This window comes from Hydrocarboniphaga sp. FW305-C-57 (assembly GCF_058783045.1).
The window spans coordinates 308,645-324,886 of the sequence record NZ_JBYSYG010000007.1 but is presented as its reverse complement, the minus strand read 5'-3'; the positions used below and the strand labels follow the sequence as shown (position 1 = coordinate 324,886).

16 protein-coding genes are annotated in these 16,242 nt (G+C 59.7%); 10 read left to right on the top strand and 6 right to left on the bottom strand.

Features of this window, described 5'->3' with window-relative positions; translation table 11 throughout:
• Window positions 1–319 precede the first annotated feature (319 nt).
• Complete coding sequence (locus tag AC3WUM_RS16350; protein WP_492411400.1) at window positions 320–1,126, bottom strand: hypothetical protein; 807 nt, start codon at window positions 1,124–1,126, stop codon at window positions 320–322.
• Window positions 1,127–1,225: 99 nt separating this feature from the next.
• On the opposite strand from AC3WUM_RS16350, the gene AC3WUM_RS16345 reads away from it, so the two are divergent.
• The 5 genes from AC3WUM_RS16345 (at window position 1,226) to AC3WUM_RS16325 (ending at window position 6,323) form a co-directional block, all read left to right on the top strand.
• Window positions 1,226–1,657, top strand: a complete 432-nt coding sequence (locus tag AC3WUM_RS16345; protein ID WP_492411398.1) for a helix-turn-helix domain-containing protein — start codon at window positions 1,226–1,228, stop codon at window positions 1,655–1,657.
• Between the two features lie 262 nt (window positions 1,658–1,919).
• Entirely contained in the window at window positions 1,920–2,873 is a 954-nt protein-coding gene (locus AC3WUM_RS16340; RefSeq protein WP_492411397.1) for a DUF4238 domain-containing protein, read from the top strand.
• A gap of 44 nt (window positions 2,874–2,917) precedes the next feature.
• Window positions 2,918–4,038, top strand: a protein-coding gene (locus tag AC3WUM_RS16335) for an IS3 family transposase (RefSeq protein WP_157534484.1) whose coding sequence is annotated in 2 segments (ribosomal slippage) — window positions 2,918–3,176 and window positions 3,176–4,038 — 1,122 coding nt in all. Because the reading frame shifts where the segments join, the coding sequence is not laid out codon by codon here.
• Between the two features lie 330 nt (window positions 4,039–4,368).
• The gene (locus tag AC3WUM_RS16330; RefSeq protein WP_492411395.1) at window positions 4,369–4,863 is read left to right on the top strand and encodes a hypothetical protein; all 495 of its coding nucleotides are present in this window, start codon (window positions 4,369–4,371) and stop codon (window positions 4,861–4,863) included.
• Between the two features lie 860 nt (window positions 4,864–5,723).
• The gene (locus AC3WUM_RS16325; RefSeq protein WP_492411393.1) at window positions 5,724–6,323 is read left to right on the top strand and encodes a hypothetical protein; all 600 of its coding nucleotides are present in this window, start codon (window positions 5,724–5,726) and stop codon (window positions 6,321–6,323) included.
• Window positions 6,324–6,499: 176 nt separating this feature from the next.
• Here AC3WUM_RS16325 and AC3WUM_RS16320 read toward each other — a convergent pair whose 3' ends face one another.
• The 3 genes from AC3WUM_RS16320 to AC3WUM_RS16310 all read right to left on the bottom strand — a co-directional run bounded on the left by AC3WUM_RS16320 (window position 6,500) and on the right by AC3WUM_RS16310 (window position 8,646).
• Window positions 6,500–7,525 (bottom strand): site-specific integrase, encoded by a 1,026-nt coding sequence (locus AC3WUM_RS16320; protein ID WP_492411392.1) that lies wholly within the window; start codon window positions 7,523–7,525, stop codon window positions 6,500–6,502.
• 159 nt (window positions 7,526–7,684) lie between these two features.
• Entirely contained in the window at window positions 7,685–8,044 is a 360-nt protein-coding gene (locus tag AC3WUM_RS16315) for a tyrosine-type recombinase/integrase (RefSeq protein ID WP_492411390.1), read from the bottom strand.
• On the bottom strand, window positions 8,041–8,646 hold the full coding sequence (locus tag AC3WUM_RS16310) for a tyrosine-type recombinase/integrase (protein ID WP_492411389.1): 606 nt from the start codon (window positions 8,644–8,646) through the stop codon (window positions 8,041–8,043). Before AC3WUM_RS16310 ends, AC3WUM_RS16315 begins: the two co-directional genes overlap by 4 nt.
• A gap of 584 nt (window positions 8,647–9,230) precedes the next feature.
• Here AC3WUM_RS16310 and AC3WUM_RS16305 point away from each other — a divergent pair.
• Window positions 9,231–9,893 (top strand): TetR/AcrR family transcriptional regulator, encoded by a 663-nt coding sequence (locus AC3WUM_RS16305; protein ID WP_492411387.1) that lies wholly within the window; start codon window positions 9,231–9,233, stop codon window positions 9,891–9,893.
• Between the two features lie 9 nt (window positions 9,894–9,902).
• On the opposite strand, the gene AC3WUM_RS16300 is transcribed toward AC3WUM_RS16305, so the two are convergent.
• A complete protein-coding gene (locus AC3WUM_RS16300) occupies window positions 9,903–10,934 on the bottom strand; it encodes a site-specific integrase (protein ID WP_492411385.1) in 1,032 nt (343 codons plus the stop codon).
• 157 nt (window positions 10,935–11,091) lie between these two features.
• Window positions 11,092–11,577: an asparaginase domain-containing protein gene (locus AC3WUM_RS16295; RefSeq protein WP_492411384.1), complete on the bottom strand. Its 486-nt coding sequence runs from the start codon at window positions 11,575–11,577 to the stop codon at window positions 11,092–11,094.
• 185 nt (window positions 11,578–11,762) lie between these two features.
• On the opposite strand from AC3WUM_RS16295, the gene AC3WUM_RS16290 reads away from it, so the two are divergent.
• The 4 genes from AC3WUM_RS16290 (at window position 11,763) to AC3WUM_RS16275 (ending at window position 16,242) form a co-directional block, all read left to right on the top strand.
• Window positions 11,763–12,221, top strand: coding sequence for a hemerythrin domain-containing protein (locus tag AC3WUM_RS16290; RefSeq protein WP_492411382.1), 459 nt, complete (start codon window positions 11,763–11,765; stop codon window positions 12,219–12,221).
• 105 nt (window positions 12,222–12,326) lie between these two features.
• Window positions 12,327–13,337 carry a cytochrome c oxidase subunit II gene (coxB, locus tag AC3WUM_RS16285; RefSeq protein WP_492411380.1) on the top strand — a complete coding sequence of 337 codons (1,011 nt, stop codon included), beginning with the start codon at window positions 12,327–12,329 and terminating at the stop codon, window positions 13,335–13,337.
• The gene (ctaD, locus tag AC3WUM_RS16280; protein WP_492411378.1) at window positions 13,334–15,853 is read left to right on the top strand and encodes a cytochrome c oxidase subunit I; all 2,520 of its coding nucleotides are present in this window, start codon (window positions 13,334–13,336) and stop codon (window positions 15,851–15,853) included. Before coxB ends, ctaD begins: the two co-directional genes overlap by 4 nt.
• Complete coding sequence (locus tag AC3WUM_RS16275) at window positions 15,850–16,242, top strand: hypothetical protein (RefSeq protein ID WP_492411376.1); 393 nt, start codon at window positions 15,850–15,852, stop codon at window positions 16,240–16,242. Before ctaD ends, AC3WUM_RS16275 begins: the two co-directional genes overlap by 4 nt.

The following is a 16,242-nucleotide window of genomic DNA, read 5'->3' as shown; positions in this document are numbered from 1 at the left end:
GCCGAACTCATCAGGCGCTACAACCAAACAGCGATTGGCTGCATGACTGAGGCGACAACTATCTTGACGCGCGCCGGCGGCCAGAACTTCACGAATAGCCGAATGCCTGTTGCCGCCTACGTGCGCGCTCGGTTGGATTCGGAGTTAGGGAGGAATCAAAACGGCGGGTGGTCGGGTAGGGCGCTCAACGATTGTTTGGATCAGTCGCGCGGCCGTAGCGGGGCGCCGAGCTAGGCGGCTCTCAAAAGCCGAGTTCGGTTTGGATCTGTAGGGACGTTGCTTGCCGTCGAAGCCGCTGAAGAGGTAACCAAGCCTGGCTTCATCGATGGCTGAAAACAATCCAGCCTAAAGCCCCGGCAGCAAGAAGGGCGACCGCAAATAGCGCCATCGATGGAGACTTCCAGCCAGATTTCCTGGGCCACCACAAATCCAGAATCGCCTCGACGTGTTGCTGCGCTGGTGTCAGAACGATCAGCGCGTTTGTCCCGTGATCGATGTAAATTCGCTCAAAAGTTGGCTTGGTGGACCAAATCGAACCCAAGGCAGGCCGCAAATAGCGCAGTGCTTTCTCGATTTCACTACTGTGAAGCGGAAGGCTGTTCTTTATGAGCAACCAAGTTTCAGCTTGCGGTCGAAATCCGGCGAGTTTCTCGCATTTTCCGGTGATAGCATCCGAGATGTTCTTGGCCCACTCCTGCTCGACCGCGTCCCCCATATACGGGGCGGCTGTCAGCCTACCGCTCGCGAGAATGGATCGCTGCGTATCTCGCGGCACGTGCCCAGCGCGAAAGTGCCCAGGCTCCATTAGCGCCTCGGGAAATTCCCGCTCTTGAAGGATTTGGTGCTCGGCGTAATTAGCCGGCAGGGCCTCGGTCACCTCAATGCCGATCGTCAAGCCTCCCTGAATTAGGTCAAAGTCAGGGCGCTCGCTCTTCTGAATTTCTAGAGGGTAGGTGAGTTTATCCCGCTGCGCTAGCGTGGCAATCAGCCTAAAAAGAACCCACTTCTCGACATGGTGCTTTCGGCGCCCCTCGCTGCGAAGCGGCAAGGGAATGCTCTGTTTGCGCAGCCATCGAACCAGGTGAAGGCGACTGTTTTGCAGCGGGACCATTATCTCAGCTGCCACGGTATTTGCTCCCAGGTATTGTCCGCTCTGAACGCCCCCACATCGCGCCCACTCTCATGGAGAGTAAGCTGTTCACACATCATTACAACCGGAACATGCATGAACATCGCGAGCGCTATCAAAGTGGAGATTGAGCGCGTAGCCAAGCGGATAGTGCGCCATCAGCTCTTGCCGCTCCAAAAATCGCTACATGGGCAGCGACAAGTGAATGCTCAATTGCGCGCAGAGCTCTTGAAACTAAAGCGCCAACTAACGGAGCAGAAACGTGCAGTGAAGGCGAGGGCGCTCAAGCCGAAGAAAGAGCGTCGACATGCGCCACGCTTCACCGCAGAACTATGCCGCCAACGCCGGCAAAAACTTGGGCTATCCCAGAAGGCCTTCAGCCAATTGCTTGGTGTCTCTCCGCTGTCCATTTACAACTACGAGAAAGGACTGTCCTTACCGCGGAGCGCACCGCTTGAGGCTTTTGCGAATCTTGCGACCGTCGGAAAGCGCGAGGCCCAGCGTCGGGTGGCGGCACTGACCGAATAGCCCTGTAGCAACCACCTGCGGCCGGGATATCATTGCCTCGGCGGGCCACAGATCGATGACGCTCGTCCGCGAGCATTCCTCAACGCTGCCCCTAACAGCACGAGTCTGTGGCCCGCCAACTTTTGCCAGACGAAGCGGCTTCTTTGGTTGCCGGTGTTTGAAGAGTATTCCGACAGCTGTCTTGTTAATCGCGCGGTTTTCGATCCAGAGCTTTTCGAATGCGGCTTTCAGATCCTTAACTGTAGGGATCACGCCTACGCCAATGCCCGAAACAAAGATCCAACATTACGTTCCACAGTTCTTGCTTCGTAACTTTGGGGCGGGGAAAAAGGATCAAGTTCACGTCTTCGATAAATGGACCGGCCGTAGCTTTTGCACAAACGCAAAAAATGTCGCCTGTGAGGGCCGCTTTTACGACTTTACTATGGACGGCGAGGTAGTGAGCTTTGAGCCGTTCTTGTCTCAGATCGAGAGCGCTACGAAGCCAATCATTGAAGGCGTTCTAAAGGCAGATTCGCTGGTCGTTCTCAGCTCAGAGGACAGGGAGACAATTGCTGCTTTTCTCTCGGTGCAGTTGACGCGAACCAAAGCCTTTCGCGAACAGTGGAACGAGTTTCCCAAGCTTCTAAGAGAGCGTCTGGAACGAGACGGCAACACCGTGGAGCCAGGGACTCAGGTGGCTCAGCTCATTGCGGATATCTCGGATAACGAGTCCAAAACGCAGACGGTGAGCTTTATGATGAAAGCACCGCAACTGTTTTCTCGTGCATTCCTCAGCAAACCATGGTTGCTGGTCGCGACTACGCCGATAAGGCCATTCATGCTCGGAGACAATCCGTTCGTTCGCCAAAATAGCCTGCATCCGGGAGAGTCGGGTTTGGAGTCGGAGGGCATTGAAATCTATTTCCCACTCTCGTCAACGCGCTCCCTGGCAATTTGGTGCCCAACATTAGTGAATATTGTCCGAGATGCTGCACGGCGCCAGCGCCAATCAGGTGATGACGCAGGCAAGCGCGGCAAAGTTGATCTCGAAGGGATTCTCGCACTCGACTACGCGATAACCCACGGATGCCCCGCTATGTTTGGCGGAGACAACGTGATCAACTTTAACTCGCTACAAGTGGCAGGGAGTGAGCGTTATGTGTGCTCCTCGAATGACGATTTTTCTCTGGTAAAAACGATGCTCAAGGATCGACGTCCCCCCGTAGTTGAGTAGCGGCCCGGTTTGGAATCCAATCCCTGACATCAAGGAGATTGGACGTGAAGAAGCGGTTCAGCGAAGAGCAGATCATCGGATTTCTGAAGGAAGCGGATGCCGGCGTGCCGATCAAGGAGCTGTGCCGGCGGCACGGGTTCTCGGACGCCAGCTACTACCTGTGGCGGAGCAAGTTCGGCGGCATGGACGTGTCGGATGCCAAACGGCTGAAGGCGCTGGAAGTCGAGAACGCGCGACTGAAGAAGATGCTGGCGGAGAGCCTTCTGGAAACGGAGGTGATCCGTGAGGTTCTGCGAAAAAAGTGATGACCGCACCGGCTCGACGCGAGGCGGTGTGGGAGATGAAATCGCTGGGACTGACAGAGCGACGTGCGCTGACGGCGATCGGCATGAGTGCCAGTTCGCTGCGCTACGTGCCAGCGCCGGACCGCAACGTCGATCTTCGGCGGAAGATCGTGGCGCTGGCGCAGAAATATCGGCGTTACGGCGCGGAGATGATCTACCTGAAGCTGCGGCAGGATGGCCTGCAGGTGAACCACAAGCGCGTGGATCGGCTGTACGCACTGGAGAAACTGCATGTGCGCCGGCGTCGCCGAAAGAAGGTACCGCCAGCGAACCGTCAGCCGCTGATCCGTCCCAGCGCGGCGAACGAGATCTGGTCGATCGATTTCATCTTCGACCGGATCGCATCGGGTCGCGCGCTCAAGTGTCTGGTCATCGTCGACGACGCGACGCACGAAGCGGTTGCCGTGATGGCTCAGCACAGCATCGGCGGCCACCAGCTCACGCGGATGCTCGACGAAGTTTGCGCGCGTCGCGGCAAGCCGTCGGTGATCCGCTCGGACAACGGCCGCGAACTGATCGGCAAGGCCATGCTGACCTGGGCACATCGAAACGGCGTCACGCTGCGACAGATCGAACCGGGCAAGCCCAATCAGAACGCCTACGTCGAATCTTTCAACGGACGCCTGCGCGATGAATGCCTCAACGAGCACTGGTTCGTCAGCCTCGCGCACGCGCAGGCGGTGATCAACGCCTGGGTCCGTGAGTACAACGAGGAGCGACCGAAGAAAGCGCTCGGCGGACTGACGCCCGCCAGCTATGCAAAGCAGTTGGCCGCAAAGGCCGTTACATTAACCTCGGATTCCAAAACCGCCTGCTACTGAACGCGGGGGGACGTCGGGATCATCCGCAGCTCCGGAGCGGGCCACGATCAAAGATTGAGTGAATGCAGCTCAGGCAAACTGAGGAGCGCAGATTATCAAGGCTGTGGCGCGTAGGGATGCCCTACTGCCTTGCGCTCGGAAGCCTAGACGGCACCGCATTGTTGGCCGAAAGGGCGGCGCATCGCCGCCAATGCTTCGGGACGGACTACTTCACTGACGCCGTGGCTTGTCCAGCCACCCTGTAAACAGAAATAAGTCCAGCGTGACAACACCATGCAAGCACACGGGCTAGTAGACTAGTCTTCTCCCAAAGTGCATGAGGCCCAGGTCGTGTCGTATGACAACCATGACTTTGCACAAGAGAATGCTTGGCATCCTTGGCACGTATCCGATAGAGCAACCGAGCTAAGCGAAGAACTTGATGAGGCCGCGCTTCGTCGGCTTTATGATTCCCTGAGGGTCAAAACGCTTTCCGAATGGCTGACATGGCTTGAGGACGCGCGGAAAGACATTACCAAGTACGATTGGCAGAAGGCTCGTGATCGGAAGCGCCATCTTCAGAAGAATCCCACGTCAGAAGCTTTGATGCTTCACCATGCGTGCATTTTCATCGAGTTGTGGCGCACGAGACTAAATAATCAGTACTTTCCGCTCCCGCCACGGGGATTGCCAATCGACGGGCCCGAGTCGCAGCGGGAGATGATGCTGGCAGTCCTTACGTCCTATAACGCCTTAGACAAGACGGATCTTTGGCCCTTTAGATTCCCGGATGGCGAGGATCAGCTACCTTTCCGCAGCGAGCGCCATCAGCACCGTGGACAGTGAGAGCCCAAGATGATGAAAGCGACGCCCAATTGCCAAATGGCCGGACCGGAGTGCTAGCAGTAGTCGGCTCGATCTTACTGTCCAGCTACTAGTATTGGCTGCTGCCTCTATTTTTCCGTGCCGGAGCGGAGGATGCGAGTTGGGGTGAGCGCTTTGCGCCGTTACTCATCATGCCCGCTTCCAGGTTGGCAAAGCGACTCCAGACTAAGCTGCGCTCGAACTCCAGTGTGGCGGGGGCGGGAAGCCCCGCGCGAAATGCTTTCTCCGCTTTGATGATTTCTTCAGCAAGCGAAATACACCATTCCTGAGCGTACCGGGCCTCATCTCCAAGTACCTCGTCTGTTATGCGATATATCAGCGAGAAGCAGGCTCGATCCCACCATCGATTGATGCGAAGTAGTTCCTCGCGAAGCGACGGCTCTTCAACTGGGCCCTCGAAGATTGTGAGCCTATGAAGTGTGCGAATCGCCTGTTGCCGCAGCTCATCTCTCTCAGATCGGATTTGATGGTGAGCCTTGCAGAGACCGCCTAGATAGGGAGGTTCGCGACAGTCATCTAGAGCGCACTCGTAGTTCTTTCTTTTCATATTTTATATTGGAACCAGTCATTTACATAAAGTCTGGGCGAGTGGTGATCGATCTAGTGCTTGTGTTCCTGGTCGTGGTTCACATGTGAGCCTAGCGTTCTCCGCTTGAAGTTCGGAAAAGATATCAATCTAAACCTGTTCGCTGCTGATGATATATGCGCGTTTCTAAACGAGTGAAAGCAACCTTTGTCATGTAAAGCGCCTGATTCATCAAGACAGTCAGAGCCGACATGCTGCATCTAATTGCTTGATACGAATTTCAAAGGAGGAGTCGATGAGCAAAAACGAGGTCATTAGTGGTTTGATCGCACTGCTGCAGGCATGTATTGCCTTGGGCGCATTAGTCCATGCACAGCGAATGTACGCCAAGCAGAGGGCGGATGATCGAGCTGATCTCATTGCCCAGCTCGAACTAGAAAAAGCCGAACGGCTGGCGGCCCAGAGGGAGGCCGAGAACCACCTGCGCCCCAGCGTGATCACGAGTCTTCATCAGCTCGATCTCGATCTTAGGAAGATATCGCACGAACTCACAACGTGGTCACTTGGTCCGATGCAGCCGTCCGGTTCGCTCTATGTAGCGCCTGCCTCCAACGCGTGGAGTTTGTCGGCCTTCGACGACCTGCAATTTATTGCAGCTCAAGCTTTCGGCGTTACTAGCGCAGCGTTCTCCGGGCCACTGGCTACGCATGCGGCCCGTGGGAAACTGATTCGGTCGCTGCTCAGGCGGCACGAAGACATTACTGGTACGACGACGGGGAGGGTATTCAAGCCCGCAATTCTTGAAGTCCGACGCGAGGTCGATGCGCTGCTCGACGCAAATGGCAACTTGCAGATTCTCTTCCCGTACAAAGAGTCCCCGTTGCGCGCAGCATGACGTCTGCAATCGAATCGTTTGGCGCAACCATCGTGTCGGCCAGTGCCTGGTCCCCGCCATGATCCTGTATCAGCGTCCGCTTGCGCAGCGCCCTTGGCCGAGTGGGCACGCAACTCTCCCTACGTGCGCGCTCGGTTGGATTCTGCGTTAAAGGGGAATCGAAGCGGCAGGGGGGGCTAACGATTGCTCGGGTCAGCAGTCCTTCGGCGCTTCTTTAACTGAGCCATAGCGCCGCGCGCCGCATTCAAACTCTCGCTATATCTGATCACCATTCGCTCGGTTTTCCAGCGCCCTTGGCGCATGATTTCAGCACTACTGAAGTTGGCAGCCACTAGATCCTGAGCAGCCCCGACACGCGTGCTGTGGCCTGAGATCAGTTCTGCATCGAGTCCGGCAGCCAGGGCTCGGGCCTTGAATATCCGAGCGACGTCACGGTCGGAAAGAGGTGTGTCATAGCGATTCGCTTTATTCGATCTTGGCGTCGACCGAAAGATTGCACCAGCTGTGATGCCAGTAACGTCGAGCCACTGTTGAATCAATTCAACAGTTTCAGGTGACACATACTGCAGATGCCCTGCGCCTTCCTGATCGGTCTTACTGTGCGGCAAGAAAATGCGGCCTGATCCATCTGACTCGATGCTCAAGTGCTCGAGCTGAAGCCCAATGAGCTCGGAGCGCCGAAACATCGTTTCAAACGCAAGGCTCACCAGCGCTGCGTCCCGAATGTCTCGTGGATTCGTGAAATCGAGCGTCTCCAGGATCGTTTCGATGGCCTCCATCGTGAGACCTTTTGCCTGACGTTGGCGAGATGTTAGGTACTCGCGCTTCAAGCCGCGCCACATCAGCTTGGCTTCCATGGTGTCCATCGGTGTCGGCAGCTCGGCAAGTCGGTGAACTACATTGAGCGTAGCCAGGTAATGCTCAATGGTCGCGCGTTTACGCCCAGCCTTGATGCGATCAAGAAGAAACTCGCGAAGAACGACAAGGGATGCTGGCAACGACGAGTAGCCGTGCTGCACACAGAAGTCAGTCCAGACTCGCCAGTCCGCGCGCCAGCTTTTGAGCGTGTTCGGCGCATAAGCAATCTGCAGATCGTCAGCGAGCACACGCAGTCGATCGACTGCATGGTCAGGCGTGTAGGTCAGGAGTTCGGCGACGGTTTGTGAGCGGTCGTCGATCTGAGTTGGACTTGGCATGGTCATTCGCGCGTTCTGGATGCGAAATCGATCCTAATTTAATGTGTCCGACAATGCCATTTGTCGGACACATAATATTGATTTTAAAAGAAATTTTCAAGCCGGCATTCCGTGACACCACTCGGATATTCAAGGCCCGATCCAGCGGCCAGCACGGCCGCCACATCAAACCTCTGATTTCCTCTTAGATCTGAATCGCATCATGGCGTTGTCGCGATCACGCAGGTGTTTGGTGTATCGCGCGACCATCGTTGTCGACTTCCATCGACCAGCTTGCATTACCTGCGCGTCACTTGCGCCATCCGCCACCAAATCTTCAGCGGCGCCGATTCGGGGACTGTGACCTGCAAAAACAGCAGGATTCAGCCCAGCTTGAGCTGCTCGTCGCTTGATGATGCGCGCGACTTCACGTCCCTCCAACTGCTTCAATAGAGGTCGCTTGCCTGTCCAGCGGGCAGGCACGGCACGCCAAATAGGGCCCTCTGTAATGTTGGCTAGCCTGAGCCAGACGTGTAGATGCGTCATCGCATCGGCAGTGAGCGGAAGGCGCACCCCTTTGCCGGACTGGTCGGTTTTTGTTTTTCCAGCCGAATAGCCCCGGATCCGTCCCTTTTAAATTCGAGTTTCTCCGCACGCATCGAGGCCACTTCCGAGCGTCGGGTCATCGATTCGTAAGCGACCATCAGCAGTGCGCGATCTCGAACCGCGCTCGGCTCGTCTCCGATGGCAACGGCCAAGATTCGCTCAATATCTTCAAATAACAGCCCTTGTTTTTTCGACTGTTCTTCCTCGAGACCATGCTCATTCTGCAACTGCTTCCACATCATCCGGCCTTCCTTAGCCTTCATGGGGTTATCGGCGCCGGCAAACTGAAATAATTGGTCCAGCGCAAATAGATACTGCTCAAGCGTCGCTCGTTTGCGGCCTTTGGCGATCCCAGCCTGTAGAAAGCGTCCGATGTCATCAATTCGCGGTGGGAAAATCGGAATTCCCTCCTGAAGTGCGAACTCCGCCCATATTTTCCAGCACGCCATAAGTGAGCGTCGCGTGTTCGCGGCGTATCCATTGAAAAATGGAATGACGCTGGCGAGCTTGACTCCGATGCCTTCAGGGGTTGCAGACTCCATGATCTCAATCGGATCAGTGGCATCCCGGGCCAAGACTAGGGTTTGTTCCGTAGGTGTCGGCCCCATCGAGAAAGCTCCGTAAATCAAGGTGCTAACAGGAGCCCGGCGCGGCTTTTGGCATCCTGAAAAATGCTTATCGACCGCAGACAAGGGCGAAGAGCTTAACGATAAATAAATGGGGCGCAGTTACCGGCGCAGAAGTTAATCAGGAATAGCAGAATGTCTATTCCCCATTTGTGATCAGCGGCAGATCCAACAACTGCTTGGATCTTTAACAAAAGACTCGTACGCGGCTAGGAGGAACTGCCGCCCGGAGTGACAGCGCCTGTTCTGTCCTTATGTGACGCGAAGAGGAACAGCTACAAGCTGCGCTCGAAAGCGGTTCTAGCCCAGATTTCCGCCCAGCAAGTAAAGTCCTAGGCCGCAAGGCTAGAGCCAAAAGTTTCGTATAAACATGGACATATGATGGATATTAATTCGGTCCAATATCCGCGGTCGGTAACGCCGCATAGCAACACTCGATACCGCGCTCAGTGGGCCGGAGCTGACATGAACATCGCCCTGAAATCTAAGGAGAAATCGCGATGGCGGAACCGCTGACGCGCGGGCACAAGAAACGGGCCCGAACCCTCGAGGAGCTGCTCGAAGCGGCCACGCGCGTGTTCTCGCGCAAGGACGCGATCCTCACGACTTTCATGGAGATCGCCGACGAGGCCCGCGTGGCCAGCGGCACCGTCCACAACTACTTCAAGAGCAAGGACGAGCTGATCGAAGCGGCGGCCGTGAAGCTTGTCGAGCGCATCAACGGGCCGGTCTGGCGCGATTGCGAGCGCGTCGAAGACACCGCCGAACGCTTGGCCATCGTGATCAAGTCCGCGTTTCAGCTGATCGCCGACGAGCCGGAGTGGGGCGCCGCGGTGCTGCGGCTCGTCGATGCAACCCATCGCACGACCGAGAAGCTCACCAACCTGATTCCCGACATCCTCGACGAGGCGCACAAGAGCGGCCGCATGACGTTCCGCGATCCGATCGCCGCGCGAAACGTCGTCGGTGGCTCGATTCTGGCCGGCATGCGCAGCGTCAACTCAGGCGCCGAACCGGGCCCGATGGGTGAACACATCGTCGAGCACGTGTTGCTCGCGCTGGGCCTGAAGCCCAAGGAAGCTCTGCGCATCGCCCAGAGTTCACGGGCAGCCGGACCACCCGGAGAGCCGCAAGACGAGCCCGTGAAATCCCGCAACAAGTAAGTTTTGGAATTACGACTCGCCGTCGAGCCGGCCGCGCTTGGCGCGGAACCGCATCATCGCGTTGTCGCTATCACGCAGATGCTTGGTGTAGCGGGCCACCATCGTTGACGACTTCCAGCGGCCGGCCTGCATCACCTGCGCATCGGTCGCGCCGTCCGCGACGAGGTCTTCCGCAGCCCCGATGCGGGTGCTGTGGCCGGCGAACACCGCCGGATTCAGTCCCGCCTGCTGGGCCCGGCGCTTGAGTATCCGCGCGACTTCACGCGCTTCCAGAGGCTTCAGCAGCGGACGCTTGCCGCTCCAGCGCGCCGGAACCGATCGCCAGATCGGCCCGTCGCTGATATTGGCGAGCTTGAGCCAGGCATCGAGGTGGCTCATCGCCTCGGCGGTGAGCGGCAAGCGCGCGCCTTTGCCGGATTGATCGGTCTTGGTCTTGCCGAGCTTGATGGCACCGGAGCCGTCTCGCTTGAATTCCAGTTTCTCGACCTTCATGGCGGCGACTTCTGAGCGGCGGGTCATCGACTCGTAAGCCACCAGCAACAGCGCGCGGTCCCGCACGGCACTCGGCTCGTCGCCCGAAACCACCGCCATGATCCGCTCGAGGTCCTCGAGCTGCAGGCCTTGCTTCTTGCTCTGTTCCTCGTCGAGCCCGTGATCGTTCTGCAGCTGTTTCCAGAGCATCCGGCCAGCTTTGGACTTCATCGGGTTTTCCATATCCGCGTACTGAAACAGCTGGTCGATCGCAAACAGGTACTGCTCGAGGGTGGCTCGTTTTCGTCCGTTGGCGATACCGGCCAGCAGGAATCTCGCGATGTGATCCAGCGTCGGCGGAAAGATCGGAATGCCTTCCTGAAGCGCGAACTCCGCCCAGACTCTCCAGCAGGCCATCAGCGATCTGCGAGTGTTCGGCGCATAGCCATGGAAGAACGGGATGGCGCCGGCGAGCCGTTCGCCGATCAGCGCGGGCGGCGCCGATGCGATGAACTCGACGCGATCATCGTTTTCAGCGGCGAGAACCAGCCTCTGTTCGGAAGTTGTCATGGCATGAAGGGCTTGAATGCGGTCTGCGCTCAGTCTATCCGACTTTCATAATGGTCGATAGGTTTAATTATCGGACATTATGAAATTGGGCATTTTTCCAATCTTTATCGTCACTAGTTACGAATATTCGGCTAAGCGCCCGCTCAACCATCATCGATCAACCGAGTTCCTCGAAGCGGCCCTCGTCGCGGTTCTTGCGCACCTTGTGCGGATCGAATACCCGGCCGTTCATCGCCAGGTAGACGCCAGGCTCTGCGCTCATCAGCGTTCCAAGTGCGAAGCCGATGTTGAAGATGGCGTCGGTTTCGTGAAAACGCGCCGGCTGCATGGCACCGGTGAAGACGACGGTTTTGGTTCCGACATCCCCGAGATGCCGGGCCGTCAAGGCCATGGTGTCGGTTCCGTGCGTCACGAGCACGCGATCGCAGGCGCTGGCGAGCACGGCCTGTCTGACGGCCTCCCGGTCGGCATCGTCCATCTGCAGGCTGTCCTTGCGCATGAGCGGCGTGACCACGAAATCGTCGACGCCCGCGCCGGCCAGCACCCTGTGAATCTGCGGATCACCGATCTCGAACTGGCTCGCCGCATCGAAGTAAACCTTGTCGATGGTGCCGCCGACCGTAATGACGTTGAACGCTGGCATGAACAAGCTCGCAGTTGATTTCACCGCAATGTTAGCGCGCTCGTGGTCGATTGAACCGATGCTGGACAATGTTCAGACACGAGTCATCGCTCTGGCTTTCTGATTGCGGCATTACGGGCTTGATGAACGAGGAAATCATGCGTGCATCGAAGGTGCAGACATCTCCCAAACTTCCGGTGCACTCGATGACCGAATCGATATTCGATGCGCTTCGCGAGAGCCACGAACGGCAGCGTGCCCTGTGTCGCCAGCTGCTACGGTCCAAACCGCATACGGCGGACCGGCTGTCGATTTTCACCGCGTTGCGCATCGAACTCGCGGCTCACGCGGCCGCCGAGGAACGGCATCTGTACGTTCCGATCCTGATGGACGATCGCGGACTGTCGCCCGCCCGGCATGCGCTTCACGAGCATCACCAGATGGACGAGCTCGTCGAAGACCTGCAAGTCACGGATCATTCGGGCGCCTCGTGGATGGCGACCGCCAAGCAGCTGTCACACAAGGTGCATCATCACCTGCGCGAAGAAGAGAAGAAATTCTTCCAGGCCTCGGGAAAAATCCTCGACGATGCGCTCAAGGCGCGCCTGGCCAAGCGTTATCGTCGCGAACACGCGCGCATGGTTCGCAGCCTGCAGAAAGCCTAGCCGTACGACACACCGCCCGCGCCACGCGCGGCGACTCCAAGGCAGCGGTTAGGCGGTCAGACAGCTTCGGCGGGCATCATGCGGGTTCGCCTGCGAGCCCGAAACATGGAATGGATTCCACCGGCATTGGCTGCCTGCCGACCTTGCGCGACGCGTTGCGCCCCGCTGTGCCTCGCGCTGCTGCTGAGCGGATGCGACGGCCCTCAGTCGAGCTTCGTTCACGCCGGCGAGGACGCGGCGACGATAGGCCGTCAGTTCTGGATCATGATCGCCGGCGCGGCGCTGATCTGGGCGATCGTCATCGGCCTGGCGCTTTATGCGATGTTGCTGCGGCCCGATCGTCGGCACGGCCGCCACGTAAGCTTCTGGGTCATCGGCGGCGGCGTGGCGTTTCCGAGCATCGTGCTGACGGCCTTGCTGATCTGGGGCCTGTCGACGATGCCGGGCCTGCATGCGCCTGCGCGTGATCCATCGGCCGATCGCATCGAAGTCTCGGGCGAGCGCTGGTGGTGGCGCGTGCGATATCGGTTCGCCGACGGCACGAACTTCGAATCCGCCAATGAAGTGCGCCTGCCGCTCGGCGAGCGCATCGACATCGAGCTCGTGAGCCCGGACGTCATCCACTCGTTCTGGATTCCGTCGCTCGGCGGCAAGCTCGACATGATTCCGGGCCGACGCAATCGCTATTCGCTCAAGGCGACGCAGCTCGGCGTGTTCAACGGCGTCTGCGCCGAATACTGCGGAACCGCGCATGCGCAGATGCTGTTCAAGGCCGTGGTCCTGCGGCGCGACGAGTTCGAGCGCTGGAGGCAAGCGCAGGCCGAGCCCGCTGTCACACGGTCGGGCCAAGGTTTCGAGGCCTTCGTCGCCAATGGCTGCGGGGCCTGCCACACGATCAGAGGCACGCAGGCGCAAGGATTCATCGGCCCCGATCTGACGCATGTCGGCAGCCGGCTGAGCCTCGGTGCCGGCATCCTGCCGATGGAGCACGCTGCGCTGACCCGCTGGATCGCCCACACCGCGCAGGCCAAGCCCGGCGTGCTGATGCCGCACTACGCGATGCTGCCGCCCGAGGAGATCGAGGCGATTGCGCACTACCTGAGCCGCCTGCAATGAGCGCATCCGACGCCGCCGATCTCGAACGCCAGCGCGCCGAAGAATCGCGCTTGCAGGCGGTTTGGGAAGTGGCCAAGGGCTGGCGCTACTGGCTGTCGGTCAACAACTCGCAGGTCGGCGTCTGGTACACGCTCACGGCCTTCGCGTTCTTTCTGTTCGCAGGCGTGCTCGCGCTGCTCATGCGCGTGCAGCTCGCCCTGCCCGGCAACGATTTTCTGTCGGCCGAAACCTACAACCAGGCCTTCACCTTGCACGGCTCGGTGATGATGTTCCTGTTCGCGGTGCCGATCTTCGAAGCCTTCTCGATCCTGATCCTGCCGCAGATGCTGATGGCGCGCGATCTGCCCTTCCCTCGCCTGTCGGCCTACGGCTACTGGAGCTTTCTGATCGGCGGCGTATTCGTCTGCGGCTCGATCTTCTTCGGCGCCGCGCCCGACGGCGGCTGGTTCATGTATCCGCCGCTCGCGACGCAGTATTCACCGGGGCTCGGGCCGGACATCTGGATGCTCGGGCTCTCGTTCATCGAAATCGCCTCCATCGCGGCCGCAGTCGAGCTGATGGTCGGCATCCTCAAGTGCAGGCCGCCCGGCATGCGCATCCACATGATGCCGCTGTACGCCTGGTACCTGCTCGTGGTCGCCGGCATGATCCTGTTCGCGTTTCCGCCGCTGATCGTCGGCGATCTGCTGTTCGAGTTCGAACGCCTGCTCGACTGGCCGTTCTTCGATCCTTCGGGTGGCGGCGATCCGCTGCTCTGGCAGCACCTGTTCTGGATCTTCGGCCACCCCGAGGTCTACATCGTGTTCCTGCCCGCGATCGGGCTCGTCGCGATGATCGTGCCGACCTTCGCGCGCACGCCGCTCGTGGGCTACACCTGGATCGTGCTCGCGGCGGTCGGCACCGGCTTCATCAGCTTCGGCCTGTGGGTGCATCACATGTTCACCACGGGCATGCCGGGCATTTCGCTGGCCTTCTTCAGCGCCGCCTCGGAGGCGGTGGCGATTCCGACCGGCGTGCAGATCTTCTGCTTCCTTGCGACGATCCTGACCGGCGGCTTCGTGCGCAGCGTGCCGATGCTCTACGTCGCCGGGGCGCTCGCGATCTTCGTGTTCGGCGGCCTGACCGGCGTGATGGTCGCGCTCGCGCCGTTCGACTTCCAGGCGCACGACACCTACTTCGTCGTCGCGCATCTGCACTACGTGCTGATCGGCGGCATGGTGTTTCCGATCATCGCCGCGTTCCACTATTTCTTTCCGATCGCGGCGAACCGGCTGCTGTCCGAGCGGCTCGGCAAGATCGCGTTCTGGTTCATGTTCGTCGGCTTCAACGTCGCGTTCCTGCCGATGCACGTGACCGGCCTGGCGGGCATGCAGCGGCGCGTCTACACCTATGCGCCAGGCATCGGCTTCGATGCGCTCAATCTCGTGTCGACGATCGGCTCGTTCGTGCTCGCGCTCGGCATCGCGATCTTCGTCTGGGACATGCTCTGGCCCTGGGGACGCAAGCACAAGCCGGTGCCCGACAATCCGTGGAAGGCCGGCACGCTCGAATGGCTAGAGCCGATTCCGAACCGCGACTGGGGCGTGCGCAGCATTCCCGAGATCGAGAGCCGTTATCCGCTGTGGGATCAGCCGACGCTCGCGCGCGAAGTCGCCGAAGGCCGCTGGTATCTGGCCGATGCGCCCGAAGGCAAGCGCGAAACGCTCGTGACGACGACCATCGACGCGCAGCCGGTGCAATGCCTGCGCACACCGGGGCCGACCGCGATCTCGATCGCCGCGGCCGCCTCGACGGGCGGCGTCTTCATCTTCACGACCTATCACTGGTGGTGGGCGGCCGGCATCAGCGCCGTGCTCGCACTCGCGAGCATCCTGTACTGGCTGTGGACCGGCACCGCGCTGATCCCCGAGCAGGACGAGAAAGACGTCGGTCGCGGGCTGCGCCTGCCGATCTACGTCTCGGGCCCGAGTTCGGCCGGCTGGTGGGCGATGTTCATCACCATGGTCGGCGACATGACCGCGTTCGCGAGCCTGGTGTTCGGCTATTTCTTCTACTGGACGCTGCACGCGGACTTTCCGCCACGCGACATCGCGGGCCCGGGCCTGCTGTGGCCGCTCACGGGCGCGGCCTGCCTGCTGAGCGCCTGGCGGCTCGTGGTCGCCGCACGAGGCTTCAACGCGGCCGATCGCGCCGCCGCGTATTACGCCGCGATGATCACCGCCGCGCTGCTGAGCCTCGCGGGCTTCGCGGCCCTGCTCGCGGGCCCGCTGAGCCACGACATGGATCCGAGCGCGCATGTCTACGCGGCGGTGGTCTGGCTCATGGTGATCTGGGCCGGCGTACACATCGCGCTCGGGCTCATCATGCTGCTGTACTGCATCGCCCGACGCGCAGCGAAACGCATGAGCGCGCGCTACGACATCGACATCCACAACGTCACGCTGTACTGGCATTTCCTCGCGATCACGATCTTCGTCACGGTGGCCGTGATCGCCGGCTTCCCGGAGCTCTCGTGAGGCCCGATCCGCACGCGCATCATCTGCCCGAGCATCGCGAGAGCCTCTGGCGGCTCACCGTCGCACCGGCGCTCTGGGCCCTGCATTTCCTGGCCTGCTATCTGACCGCCTCGGTCTGGTGCGCCAAGGCCGGGCTCACGGCCACGCTGGCGCCCGCACGCTGGGCGATCGTCGTCTACACGCTGCTCGCGCTGATCGGCATCGCGCTCACCGCGCGCTCGGGCCTGCGCCGGCATCGGCGCGTTCCGGGCGAACTGCCGTTCGACGAACCCACTGCGCTCGATCGCCACCGCTCGCTCGGCTTCGCCACCGTGCTGCTGAGCGGCCTGTCCGCCCTCGCGACGATCTTCGTCGCCCTGCCCGCGCTGTTCTTCGCGCAATGCGGATGA

Excerpts from the sequence above, each read along its gene's own strand:
- AC3WUM_RS16305 (WP_492411387.1), top strand. The coding sequence starts at position 9,231 with ATGGCGGAACCGCTGACGCGCGGGCACAAGAAACGGGCCCGAACCCTC.
- ctaD (WP_492411378.1), top strand. The coding sequence starts at position 13,334 with ATGAGCGCATCCGACGCCGCCGATCTCGAACGCCAGCGCGCCGAAGAA.
- AC3WUM_RS16295 (WP_492411384.1), bottom strand. The coding sequence starts at position 11,577 with ATGCCAGCGTTCAACGTCATTACGGTCGGCGGCACCATCGACAAGGTT.
- AC3WUM_RS16345 (WP_492411398.1), top strand. The coding sequence starts at position 1,226 with ATGAACATCGCGAGCGCTATCAAAGTGGAGATTGAGCGCGTAGCCAAG.
- coxB (WP_492411380.1), top strand. The coding sequence starts at position 12,327 with ATGGAATGGATTCCACCGGCATTGGCTGCCTGCCGACCTTGCGCGACG.
- AC3WUM_RS16320 (WP_492411392.1), bottom strand. The coding sequence starts at position 7,525 with ATGACCATGCCAAGTCCAACTCAGATCGACGACCGCTCACAAACCGTC.
- AC3WUM_RS16340 (WP_492411397.1), top strand. The coding sequence starts at position 1,920 with ATGCCCGAAACAAAGATCCAACATTACGTTCCACAGTTCTTGCTTCGT.
- AC3WUM_RS16325 (WP_492411393.1), top strand. The coding sequence starts at position 5,724 with ATGAGCAAAAACGAGGTCATTAGTGGTTTGATCGCACTGCTGCAGGCA.
- AC3WUM_RS16310 (WP_492411389.1), bottom strand. The coding sequence starts at position 8,646 with ATGGAGTCTGCAACCCCTGAAGGCATCGGAGTCAAGCTCGCCAGCGTC.
- AC3WUM_RS16300 (WP_492411385.1), bottom strand. The coding sequence starts at position 10,934 with ATGACAACTTCCGAACAGAGGCTGGTTCTCGCCGCTGAAAACGATGAT.
- AC3WUM_RS16315 (WP_492411390.1), bottom strand. The coding sequence starts at position 8,044 with ATGACGCATCTACACGTCTGGCTCAGGCTAGCCAACATTACAGAGGGC.
- AC3WUM_RS16290 (WP_492411382.1), top strand. The coding sequence starts at position 11,763 with ATGACCGAATCGATATTCGATGCGCTTCGCGAGAGCCACGAACGGCAG.